At 71.0% G+C, this 11191-nt stretch carries 13 protein-coding genes; 5 read left to right on the top strand and 8 right to left on the bottom strand.

Going from position 1 to position 11191, the window contains the following annotated elements:
• Positions 1–99 precede the first annotated feature (99 nt).
• From ACFY0D_RS01530 to ACFY0D_RS01510, 5 genes are all read right to left on the bottom strand, one after another.
• Complete coding sequence (locus ACFY0D_RS01530; RefSeq protein WP_390796413.1) at positions 100–1173, bottom strand: aspartate-semialdehyde dehydrogenase; 1074 nt, start codon at positions 1171–1173, stop codon at positions 100–102.
• Positions 1170–2444: an aspartate kinase gene (locus tag ACFY0D_RS01525; protein ID WP_390796412.1), complete on the bottom strand. Its 1275-nt coding sequence runs from the start codon at positions 2442–2444 to the stop codon at positions 1170–1172. Before ACFY0D_RS01525 ends, ACFY0D_RS01530 begins: the two co-directional genes overlap by 4 nt.
• A gap of 129 nt (positions 2445–2573) precedes the next feature.
• Positions 2574–3221: a DUF5063 domain-containing protein gene (locus tag ACFY0D_RS01520; RefSeq protein WP_390796411.1), complete on the bottom strand. Its 648-nt coding sequence runs from the start codon at positions 3219–3221 to the stop codon at positions 2574–2576.
• Positions 3214–3813: a recombination mediator RecR gene (gene recR, locus ACFY0D_RS01515; RefSeq protein WP_390796410.1), complete on the bottom strand. Its 600-nt coding sequence runs from the start codon at positions 3811–3813 to the stop codon at positions 3214–3216. The genes ACFY0D_RS01520 and recR overlap by 8 nt, the downstream gene beginning before the upstream one ends.
• Before the next feature lie 38 nt (positions 3814–3851).
• Complete coding sequence (locus ACFY0D_RS01510; protein WP_094744798.1) at positions 3852–4196, bottom strand: YbaB/EbfC family nucleoid-associated protein; 345 nt, start codon at positions 4194–4196, stop codon at positions 3852–3854.
• Positions 4197–4464: 268 nt separating this feature from the next.
• Here ACFY0D_RS01510 and ACFY0D_RS01505 point away from each other — a divergent pair, with 268 nt between their 5' ends.
• Positions 4465–5211: an SLATT domain-containing protein gene (locus ACFY0D_RS01505; RefSeq protein WP_030726452.1), complete on the top strand. Its 747-nt coding sequence runs from the start codon at positions 4465–4467 to the stop codon at positions 5209–5211.
• 180 nt (positions 5212–5391) lie between these two features.
• Here the strand turns inward: ACFY0D_RS01505 and ACFY0D_RS01500 are convergent, their stop codons facing one another.
• From ACFY0D_RS01500 to ACFY0D_RS01490, 3 genes are all read right to left on the bottom strand, one after another.
• Positions 5392–6042, bottom strand: a complete 651-nt coding sequence (locus ACFY0D_RS01500; RefSeq protein ID WP_301368553.1) for a hypothetical protein — start codon at positions 6040–6042, stop codon at positions 5392–5394.
• Positions 6043–6139: 97 nt separating this feature from the next.
• Positions 6140–6805: a GntR family transcriptional regulator gene (locus ACFY0D_RS01495; RefSeq protein ID WP_390796409.1), complete on the bottom strand. Its 666-nt coding sequence runs from the start codon at positions 6803–6805 to the stop codon at positions 6140–6142.
• Between the two features lie 216 nt (positions 6806–7021).
• The gene (locus tag ACFY0D_RS01490) at positions 7022–8383 is read right to left on the bottom strand and encodes an aspartate aminotransferase family protein (RefSeq protein WP_390796408.1); all 1362 of its coding nucleotides are present in this window, start codon (positions 8381–8383) and stop codon (positions 7022–7024) included.
• A 178-nt stretch (positions 8384–8561) separates the two neighbouring features.
• Between ACFY0D_RS01490 and ACFY0D_RS01485 the strand changes: the two genes are divergently transcribed.
• The 4 genes from ACFY0D_RS01485 to ACFY0D_RS01470 all read left to right on the top strand — a co-directional run bounded on the left by ACFY0D_RS01485 (position 8562) and on the right by ACFY0D_RS01470 (position 11006).
• Entirely contained in the window at positions 8562–9191 is a 630-nt protein-coding gene (locus tag ACFY0D_RS01485; protein ID WP_390796407.1) for a DJ-1/PfpI family protein, read from the top strand.
• A 160-nt stretch (positions 9192–9351) separates the two neighbouring features.
• Positions 9352–9813, top strand: a complete 462-nt coding sequence (locus tag ACFY0D_RS01480) for a MarR family winged helix-turn-helix transcriptional regulator (protein ID WP_390796573.1) — start codon at positions 9352–9354, stop codon at positions 9811–9813.
• A gap of 165 nt (positions 9814–9978) precedes the next feature.
• Positions 9979–10368, top strand: coding sequence for a nuclear transport factor 2 family protein (locus ACFY0D_RS01475; protein ID WP_351147899.1), 390 nt, complete (start codon positions 9979–9981; stop codon positions 10366–10368).
• A gap of 5 nt (positions 10369–10373) precedes the next feature.
• Positions 10374–11006, top strand: coding sequence for a LysE family translocator (locus ACFY0D_RS01470; RefSeq protein WP_390796406.1), 633 nt, complete (start codon positions 10374–10376; stop codon positions 11004–11006).
• Positions 11007–11191 lie beyond the last annotated feature (185 nt).

The raw sequence follows: 11191 nt of genomic DNA, 5'->3' as shown, positions 1-11191 counted from the left end.
CTCATGCGTACCCGCTCTTCCCGATTGCCCCGTCTTTATCGAGACGGCAGTCGGGCCATCACCTTGATCAAGGGATCAGCACCGATCCTACAAAGCGAATTACGCAAATTCACCTGCGATCAGTTCCGCGATCTGTGTGGCATTCAACGCTGCGCCCTTGCGGAGATTGTCGGCGCACACGAAGAACTCCAGGGCGTGACCGTCGTCGAGCGAGGCCCGCACCCGCCCCACCCAGGCGGGATCCGTGCCGGCGGCGTCCACGGGAGTGGGGAACTCCCCGGCCGCCGGGTCGTCCACGAGCACCACGCCGGGCGCGGCCTCCAGGATCTCCCGGGCGTGCGCGGCGTCCACCTCGCGCTCGAACCGGGCCCGTACGGTCAGCGAATGCCCGGTCAGCACCGGTACCTGAACGCAGGTCACCGACACCGGGAGCTGCTCCAGCTGCAGGATCCGGCGCGTCTCCCCCCGTACCGCCAGCTCGTGCGAGGACCAGCCGTCCGCGCGCAGCTCGCCGGACCAGGGCACGACGTTGAGGGCGAGCGGGGCCGCGAAGGGGCCGGTGTCCTCGCCGACGGCACGGCGTACGTCCCCGGGCTGCTCGCCCAGGGAGGCCCCGGCGACCAGCGCCTGCTGGCGGCGCAGCGCATCGGAACCGGCCCGGCCGGCGGCGCTCGCGGCCTGGTACGAGGAGACGGCCAGGTCGCAGAGGGAGTACTCGGAATGCAGCGCGCCCAGGGCCGCGATCATGGTGGCGGTCACACAGTCCGGGCCGGCGACGATCCCGCGCGGCCGGATCCGTACGGCGTGCCCGTTGACCTCGGGCACCACCAGCGGGACCTCGGGGTCCTCCCGGAAGGCGGCGGACAGGTCGATGACGACCGAGCCGCGCGTGGTGACCACGGGGGCCCACCGGGCCGAGACGTCGGCCGGGGTGAGGAAGAGGGCGATGTCACCCGGTCCGAGGCCGTCGAAGGCGTCCTCGGTGAGGGCGATCACCTCAATCTCCTCGGCGCGGACGGCCAGCATGCGGCCGGCCGAGCGCGCGGAGGCGATCAGGCGGATCTCGCCCCAGACGTCCGCCCGCTGGGACAGCATCTGGAGCAGGACCGAACCGACTGCTCCGGTCGCCCCGACCACGGCGAGTGCCGGGCCGGAGGACCGGGTGCGGGTCATCGTCCGGTGCCTCCGTAGACGACCGCTTCGGCACTGTCGGAGTCGAGGCCGAAGGCCGTGTGCACGGCGCGGACGGCCTCGTTGACGTCGTCCTGGCGGGTGATGACCGAGATGCGGATCTCGGAGGTCGAGATCAGCTCGATGTTCACGCCCGCGTCGGACAGCGCCTGGAAGAAGGAGGCGGTGACGCCCGGGTTCGTCTTCATGCCCGCGCCGACCAGGGAGATCTTGCCGATCTGGTCGTCGTAGCGCAGGGACTCGAAGCCGATCGCGCCCTTCGCCTTCTCCAGGGCCTCGATGGCCTTGTGGCCCTCGGCCTTGGGGAGCGTGAAGGAGATGTCCGTGAGGCCCGTGGAGGCCGCGGAGACGTTCTGCACGATCATGTCGATGTTGATCTCGGCGTCCGCGATGGCGCGGAAGATCGCCGCGGCCTCGCCCGGCTTGTCCGGGACACCGACGACCGTGATCTTGGCTTCGGAGACGTCGTGCGCGACTCCGGAGATGATGGCGTGCTCCACCTGCGCGTCCCCTTGCGGATTCTCGTTGCTGACCCAGGTGCCCGGCAGTCCGGAGAAGGACGAGCGGACGTGGATCGGGATGTTGTAGCGGCGCGCGTACTCGACGCAGCGGTGCAGCAGCACCTTGGAACCGGAGGCCGCGAGCTCCAGCATGTCCTCGGAGGAGATCCAGTCGATCTTCTTCGCCTTCTTCACGACGCGGGGGTCCGCGGTGAAGACGCCGTCGACGTCCGTGTAGATCTCGCACACCTCGGCGTCCAGCGCCGCGGCGAGCGCGACGGCGGTGGTGTCCGAGCCGCCCCGGCCGAGGGTGGTGATGTCCTTGGAATCCGCGGACACCCCCTGGAAGCCCGCGACGATGGCGATGTTGCCCTCGTCCAGCGCGGTGCGGATCCGGCCCGGCGTGACATCGATGATGCGCGCTTTGTTGTGGACCGAGTCGGTGATCACGCCTGCCTGGCTACCGGTGAACGACTGGGCCTCGTGGCCCAGGTTTTTGATCGCCATGGCCAGCAGGGCCATGGAGATCCGCTCCCCGGCGGTCAGCAGCATGTCGAATTCGCGCCCGGCAGGCATCGGCGATACCTGCTCGGCGAGATCGATCAGCTCGTCCGTCGTGTCGCCCATCGCGGAAACCACGACGACCACCTGGTGGCCGTTCTTCTTGGCATCCACGATCCGCTTGGCGACGCGCTTGATGCCTTCGGCATCCGCTACGGAGGAGCCTCCGTACTTCTGCACGACAAGGCCCACGTGCGCTCCTCGCTCAGTCCGTCTCATTGCTGGTGCAGTGTAACGAGCGACCGGGATCCGACCGTCTCGTACCACATCATGAGACGAGAAGATCAGAGAATGAGTTCCCGGTCCGGCCGCCGCGTTCACTCAGGTACGGCCGAGGCCGCCCAGCTCCTCGGCCATCACCTGTCCGGCCTGTTCCGCGAGGTCCTCCTCGGCCATGTCCTCGTCCGTGTCCAGGCCGTCCAGCGCCGCCAGCGGCTGGTCCAGGCGTACGTGGGCGATCAGTGACTGGAGGGCGCGCAGGGTGGCCGAGGCCGTCGGACCCCAGTTGGTGAAGTACGAGAACTGCCACCACCAGAGCGCCTCCGTGATGCGGCCCGACTGGTGGTGGATGAGCCCGTGCCGCAGGTCGGCGACCACGTCCGCCAGGTCGTCGGAGATCCGGTGGGCCACCGGGGCCTTGCGGGGCTCGTAGGGGTCGAAGACCTCGGAGTAGACGTCGACCGGCTCCAGCATGATCGCGAACCGCTCGCGCAGGTCGTCCACATCCGGCTCCGGGCCGAGATCGGGCTCGTAGCGCTCGTCCGGCAGCACGTCCTGGTACGCGCCCAGCCGGCCGCCCGCCAGCAGCAGCTGGGACACCTCCAGGAGGAGGAAGGGCACCGCACTGTCCGGGTCCTCGCCCTTGGCCACTTCGGTGACCGCAACGATGAACGACTCGATCTGGTCCGCGATCGAGGCGGCGAAGTCGTCCGGATCCTGGCCGAGGGCGTGCAGCGTTGCGTCAGACATCGAGAAGTCGCCTTCCTTCAAAGGCCCGCCCGAGCGTGACCTCGTCCGCATACTCCAGATCTCCCCCGACGGGGAGCCCGCTGGCCAGGCGGGTGACCTTCAGGCCCATGGGCTTGATCATGCGGGCGAGGTAGGTGGCGGTCGCCTCGCCCTCCAGGTTCGGGTCGGTGGCCAGGATCAGCTCGGTCACCTCGCCGTCCGCCAGGCGCGCCAGCAGCTCGCGGATGCGCAGGTCGTCCGGGCCGACGCCCTCGATCGGGCTGATCGCGCCGCCCAGGACGTGGTACCTCCCCCGGAACTCGCGCGTCCGCTCGATCGCGACGACGTCCTTCGGCTCCTCGACGACACAGATGACCGTGGTGTCCCGGCGCGGGTCGCGGCAGATGCCGCACCGCTCCTCCTGCGCCACGTTCCCGCACACCGCGCAGAACCGGACCTTGTCCTTGACCTCCAGCAGCGCGTGCGCGAGGCGGCGGACGTCGGTGGGCTCGGCCTGCAGGATGTGGAAGGCGATCCGCTGCGCGCTCTTGGGCCCGACGCCGGGCAGCCTGCCCAGTTCGTCGATCAGGTCCTGAACCACGCCTTCGTACAACGGACTGCCTTCTTTCGTCGGGTAGGGGGATGGCCGGGCTAGAACGGGAGGCCGGGGATACCGCTGCCGCCGCCCAGGCCCTGGGCCAGGGGGCCCAGCTTCTGCTGCTGGAGTGCCTGCGCATTCTCGTTGGCCGCCTGCACCGCGGCGACCACCAGGTCGGCGAGCGTCTCCGTGTCCTCGGGGTCCACGGCCTTCGGGTCGATCACCAGCGCGCGCAGCTCACCGGATCCGGTGACGGTCGCCCTCACCAGACCGCCGCCGGCCTGGCCCTCGACCTCCGTCCGTGCGAGCTCCTCCTGCGCGGCCGCGAGATCCTGCTGCATCTTCTGGGCCTGCTGGAGCAGCTGCTGCATGTTGGGCTGGCCACCACCGGGAATCACAGGGCACTCACTCCATACGTCGTACTCGAGACCTTCGGAACGCTGGTCAATCCGAGCCTACGTGCTCCCCGGGCGCCGCGCCCTACGCCGTGAGGACCAACTCTTTCGAGTGAGAGACGAGGCGTGCGCGTACCTGATGGAGACCTCCTTGCGGGCGGAAATCCCGGGAATCGTCGCCCATCGCCCGTCATTCGAAGGTAGGAAGAGCATGCGCATCATTGCGCACACGCGCACCACCACACGTCAGCGCAGGCAGAGGGAGTGCCGGGTGAGCCAGCCGGAGATGCAGCCCGAGGGGCCACCCCGGGATCCCCGGGAGGAAGGCGGCGGACCGATGGCGGCGGGCGATCTGACCGGCCGGCCGTTCCCCCTCGGGGACTGGGGCGAGCCCGCCGAGCGGCTCGACGAGCTCTACCGGCGGGTCGAGGCCGACGCGCTGCGCACCGCCGAGTGGTACCTGTCCGACCGGGCGTGGAAGCGGCGCGGTGCGCGCGTGCTGCGCGCCGGGGCGGCCGTGGGCGCCGTCACGGGCGCCTCGATGCCGCTGCTGGAGCTGACGGGCTCGATCCCTGGTGCCTCCACGTACGGCTACCTCGCACTGCTGCTGGGCGCGGCCGCGCTGGCCTGCGACCGGTTCTTCGGGCTGACGTCCGGGTGGATGCGGGACGTCGCCACGGCCCAGGCCGTGCAGCGCCGGCTCCAGACCCTCCAGTTCGACTGGGCCTCGGAGAACGTGCGCGAGGTGCTCGGCCCCACCGAGGGCACGGCCAGCGAGGCCGCGGAGCGGTGCCTGACCGTGCTGCGCCGCTTCTCGGAGGACATCACCGAGCTGGTGCGCTCGGAGACGGCGGACTGGATGGTGGAGTTCCGGGCCGGGCCCGCGCCTCTGGTGATGCAGTCGCTGGGGGCCTCCGGGGGGCGCCCGGACGCGAACATCCCGCCCGCCCGCTTCCCGCTGCCGCCGGGCACCAGACCGAACATGCCCCGGCAGCGGCCGCCGGAGCAGCCGCGCTGAGGGATGGGCGGGGCTCGCGGAGGACGGGCGGGGCTCGCAGAGGACGGGCGGGACTCGCAGAGGACGGGCGGGACTCGGCCGAGGGATGGGTGGGACTCGCGGAAGACGGGCGGGACTCGCTGGAGACGGGCGGGGCCGGGGTTCCGCGCAGCGGACCCGTACCCCGCCCACCGGCCCCGCTCAGCTGAAGATGATCATCGACCCCTGGCCGAGGCTCCGCGTCGCGGCCGCGTGCAGTCCCAGCCACACGTGCCGTTCACGGGCGAAGGGGCTGTCGTCATACGGAATCGGCCCCGCCGGCTCCTCCAGCAGCGTCGGCCGCCCCGGCGGCGCCGGTGCGGCGGGCGGGTTCCCCGGGTCTATCCCGATGGCGGGGGCCACGAACAGCAGCTCCCGCAGCAGCCCCTGCACGGACCCCAGCGGCCCACCCCCGGCCAGCAGCTCCTCGTTCGCCAGCGGAGCCGCGAAGTCCACCGGGACATAGGCCCCGGCGTGGTCGTAGTGCCAGACCAGATGCGACTGCTGGGCCGTGGGCTCGAACATCTCCAGCAGCTGCTCGTAGTCCCCGCCCAGCTCGTCCACCGGGGTCACGGGCAGCCCGCAGAGCTGGAGCATGTACGCCCGCCGCAGGAAATGCAGGGCGTCGTAGTCGAAGCCGGCGACCGGGGCGACGTCCCCGCTCAGGCCCGGCATGTACGCGAACACGGGCACGGACGGCAGTCCGGCCGCACCCAGCGCCCTGTCGTACGAGGCGATCTCTTCCGCGAAGGGGTTGTCGGGGCTGTGGCACAGCACGTCGACAAGGGGGACCAGCCACAGGTCACAGGCCACTCGGCCTCCGATCAGTCGTTGTCGCCGATCCGGCCAGCGTAGTGGGCCGGACACCCTCCGCGAAGGGGTGCGCAGAACCTGGGCTCCCCTTGAGGCCTCAGAGTCGGGCGGCCCACGCCAGGGCGTGCTCGTTGTAGCCGCGGACGATGCCGCGCACCGCGTCGGCGTCGGCCAGCGTCACCGCGTCCACCAGCTCGCCGTGACCGTCCCACAGCGCCGCCCGCAGCTGCGGCTCGCGCTGGAGGTGGGGGACGGCGAAGACCCAGCACTGCACGCGGATGCGGTGCAGGAACTCGGAGATGTAGGTGTTGGCGACCAGCCCGCTCAGCTCCCGCCAGAAGCGCAGGTCGTAGCCGATCAGCACTTCGAGCGAACCGCTCTGCGCGGCCCGCCGGGCCTCCTCGCCCCGGCGGCGGACCGAGACCAGCAGCTCGCCGGAGCCGGGGGCGGTGCCCCGCTCGGCGAGGCGGCGGAAGATCCCGTCCACGACGAGCGAGCGGGCCTCGATCATGCCCCGGAAGTCGTCCACGGAGAAGATCCGCACGCGGAAGCCGCGGTGCTGGACGAGTTCGAGCAGCCCTTGGGCCGAGAGGTCCACGAGCGCCTCGCGCACCGGGGTCGCGGAGACCTCGTACTGCTCGGCGATCTGCTTGACGGTGAACTCGGTCCCCGGAGGCAGGCGTCCCGCGAGCACCTCGTCACGCAGCGCGTCCGCGATCTGCTGGCGAAGTGTGTTGCGGGTGACAGCTCCGCTGCCTGGCATAGGGGTCCGTCTCCTGTCGTAGAGCTTCGGGACACCATAGGCCAGACAGAGCGGCTGAAAACCGATCGGTAGCCAACCGATATCCGACATCCGACATCCGCACCCGGTGTCCGGGTGCGGATGTCGTCACGGTCGCCATCACGGATGTCGTCACGGATGTCATCACGGATGTCGTCACGGATACCGACCGGTCGGGTTCCCCCTGCGGGGGCGGGTCTAGCCGGCCGTGGTGTGGCGGTCGGCGACCGTCAGCGCCTCGTCCAGCAGGGCCAGGCCCTCCTTGGCCTCCGCCTCCGTGACGTTGCAGGGCGGAACCACGTGGGTGCGGTTCATGTTCACGAAGGGCCACAGACCCGACGCCTTGCAGGCCGCCGCGAACTCGGCCATCGGCGCGTTGTCCGCACCGGCCGCGTTGTACGGCACCAGCGGCTCGCGCGTCTGCTTGTCCCGTACGAGTTCCAGGGCCCAGAAGGTGCCCAGCCCGCGGACCTCGCCGACCGAGGGGTGGCGCTCGGCGATCTCGGCCAGCGCGGGGCCGATCACGTTCTCACCGAGGTGGGCGGCGTGCTCGACGATGCCCTCCTCCTCCATCGTGTTGATCGTCGCGACGGCGGCGGCGCAGGCCAGCGGGTGGCCGGAGTACGTCAGTCCGCCCGGGTAGGGGCGGGTGGCGAAGGTCTCGGCGATGGCGGCCGAGATCGCCACGCCGCCGAGCGGGACGTAGCCGCTGTTCACGCCCTTGGCGAAGGTGATCAGGTCGGGGGTGACGCCCCAGTGGTCGGCCGCGAACCACTTGCCCGTGCGGCCGAAGCCCGACATGACCTCGTCCAGGATGAAGACGATGCCGTGGCGGTCGCAGAGCTCGCGCACGCCCGCGAGGTAGCCGGCGGGCGGGGTCATGATGCCGGCGGTGCCGGGCACGCTCTCCAGGATGATCGCCGCGATGGTCTGCGGCCCCTCGAAGGCGATGGTGTCGGCGAGGTGGGCGAGGGCGCGGGCGCACTCCTCGGCCTCGGTGGTGGCGTGGAAGGCGGAGCGGTAGAGGTACGGGCCCCAGAAGTGCACGACGCCGGCGGCGGCCGTGTCGGAGGGCCAGCGGCGCGGGTCGCCGGTCAGATTGATCGCGGCGGCGGTGGCCCCGTGGTAGGAGCGGTAGGTGGAGAGCACCTTGGCGCGGCCCGTGTGCAGACGGGCCATGCGTACGGCGTTCTCGACGGCCTCGGCGCCGCCGTTGGTGAAGAAGATCTTGTCCAGGTCGCCCGGGGTCCGCTCGGCGATGAGGCGTGCGGCCTCGGAGCGGACGTCGACGGCGAAGCCGGGCGCGAGGGTGCAGAGCCGGGCGGCCTGCTCCTGGATCGCGGCGACGACCTTGGGGTGCTGGTGGCCGATGTTGGTGTTGACCAGCTGGGAGGAGAAGTCGAGGAACCGCTTGCCTTCGTAGTCCCAGAAGTACGACCCCTCGGCCCCGGCGACGGCGAGGGGGTCGATCAGGGCCTGGGCGGACCAGGAGTGGAAGACGTGCTTCCGATCTGCGTCCTTCACGGTGGCAAGGGTGTGCGAGGTGACATGAGGGGTCATGTCGTCACGCTAGAAGTGCGCAGGTGGGGCGGGATATCGGCGGACTGTATGGGGGTGGGGGGCCGCTCTCGGCAATCTGTCTGCGAGGGGGCTCGAACCCCCTGCGAGATTGACAGCATCCTGTCGTTATGACAGTCTATTGTCATAGAGCAGGAACCACGCTGGAGGCGAAAGCACCATGAGCGAGACCCCGCGCAAGCCCGTCCACCTCGCGGTCTACGACACGTACGCGGACTGGGAGACCGGCCACACCACCGCGCACCTCACCCAGCGCGGCCACACCGTGCGCACGGTCGGCATGAGCGCCGCGCAGCCGGTCACCACCATGGGCGGCGTCCGCATCCAGCCTGATCTGGCCCTGGCCGACCTGCGACCGGAGGACTCCTCGCTGCTGATCCTCACGGGCGCGTCCCTGTGGGACACGAGTGATGACCTGACACCGTTCGCGGCCAAGGCGAGGGAGTTCCTGGCCGCCGGAGTGCCGGTCGCGGCGATCTGCGGAGCCACCGCCGGCCTCGCCCGCGAGGGCCTGCTGGACGGCCGGACCCACACGAGCGCCGCCTCCTTCTACCTGGCCGAGCAGCCCGGCTACGGGGGCGCCGAGAGCTACGTCGAGGCCGACGCGGTGACCGACGGCGACCTGATCACGGCGGGGCCGACGGAGCCGGTGGCCTTCGCCCGCGAGGTCTTCGCCCGCCTGGACGTCTACAAGCCGGAGGTCCTGGACGCCTGGTACGGGCTCTTCCACGACTCGGACGTCAGTGCGTACCCGGTCCTGATGGCGGCATCGGCGGCCGGCGATGCGTGAGGCGACGCACGAGCCGCTGGCCGAGGGAAGCGTCCGGGAGGTCGAGGGCGGCGGGGGTGTCGGGAGTGTCGGGGGTGTTGTCGAGGATCTCGTCGACCTCGGGGACGCCGGGGATGTCGGTGACGCCGGTGACCTCAAGGACGCCCGTACCCAGCAGGACCTGCTGAGCCGCACCGCGCTCGGGGTGTTCCGGCTGAACGGCCAGTTCCTCGCCATCTCGGAAGAGCTGGCCAGGCCGGCCGGACTGACGGCCGCCTGGTGGCAGGTCCTGGGCGCGGTACTGCGGGAGCCACTGCCCGTCGCGGGCATCGCCCGGAACATGGGCATCACCCGGCAGAGCGTGCAGCGCATCGCGGACCTGCTGGTCGCCAAGGGCCTCGCGGAGTACGCCCCGAACCCCGCCCACCGGCGGGCGAAGCTGCTGCGGCCCACCGAGGAGGGGCTCGACGCGGTGGACCGGATCGGCCCGGGCCACGCGGCCCTGGCGGCGCGCCTCACGGCGGAGCTGGGCGATGCCGCCTTCGCGGAGACGGTCCGCGCCCTGGAACGGCTGGCCACGGCACTGGACGCGCTGGAATCCGCCGCGCCGTCCGCCGCCCTTCCCGCACCTGCGCCGGAGTGAACCAATCCCGGACGGCACCGCGCGCAGCGCCCTGCCTGCGCCCTGCCAGCGCCCTTCAGCTCTCTGTCTGCGCCCCGAAGGCCCGCCGCGAACGATTGTGTCGAGGTCAATAAGCCTGCAGGCAAAGCTTGTTACGTATAACGGGGCTGTCGGACACTGCGGCACATGGAGCCGTTGACGGTAGTGGCACAACTGTGGGAGCGGATCGAGGCACGCGACTGGGACGGCGTGGCCGGGCTCATCGCCGAGGACGCGGTCATCGAATGGCCCGTGAGCGGTGAGCGCATCGTGGGGCGCGCCAACTTCATAGCCGTGAACAGCGACGACGGCTACGCGGACGAGAGATCCGTGGAACTGCTGCGGATCCTGGCCGACGGAAACCTCGTGGTCACCGAGGTGGAGATACCTCAGGACCACGTCGTCTACCGGGCCGTCTCCCTCTGGACCGTGCGCGACGGGGAGATCGTGGGGGCGAGGGAGTACTGGACCAGCCCCGGCCAGGACCCGGCACCCCGCTGGCGGGCGGGCTACGTCGAACCCCTGGTGGCGGACTGAGCCGCGTGCTCACCGCTCTTCTCGGCGCGACCGGGGTCCTGGCGCTCCTCACCCTCGTCCCCGGCCCGGACATGGCGATCGTCACGAAACGGGCCATCACCCGGGGGCGCGGTGACGGACTGCGCACGGTCGCCGGGATCGCCGTCGGGCTGCTGATCTGGGGCGCCCTCACCGTGGCGGGGCTCGCGGCGCTGCTCGCCGCCTCGGCCGAGGTGTACCTGGTGGTGAAGCTGGCGGGGGCCGCCTATCTGTGCCGGCTCGGCCTCCAGGCCCTGCTGCGGCCGGGCGCGGAACCCGCGGTGCCGGAGGAACCCGCGGTGCCCGCGGAGGGGCGGCCTGAGCCGGGCGGCGGCGGGGCCTGGCGGACCGGCCTGGTCGCCAACGTCCTCAATCCCAAGATCGCCGTCTTCTACACGGGGCTGCTGCCCGCCCTCGCCCCGGCGGGCCTGCGGCCGGCGGCCGGCATGGCGCTGCTGGTTCTGGTCCATGTGCTGCTGACGGTGGTCTGGCCGGGCACGTACGTGTACGTGCTGTCGCGCGCCGGGCGGTTCTTCGCGCGGCCGCGGATCCGGCGGGCGCTGGACCGGACGACGGGTGTCGTCCTGATCGGCTTCGGTGTGCGGGTGGCGACGTCGTGACGGTCGTGACCTCGTGACGGTCGGGACTGTCGTGACGTCGTGACGGTCGTGGCCCTGCCTCGCAGGTATCCCCCGTCATACCTGAGAGCTACGCGCGAACACGGCTCCATGGCGTGACGCCGACCACGGGCCCGGATTCCTAACTTCGTTAGCAGAGAAGAGCGTTCACGGCTCTTCCGGCGACC

The sequence above is a fragment of the Streptomyces sp. NPDC001502 genome (assembly GCF_042894785.1).
GTDB lineage: Bacteria > Actinomycetota > Actinomycetes > Streptomycetales > Streptomycetaceae > Streptomyces > Streptomyces kutzneri.
Note: the sequence above shows the minus strand (reverse complement) of the source record. Positions and strands in the feature narration are given on the sequence as shown.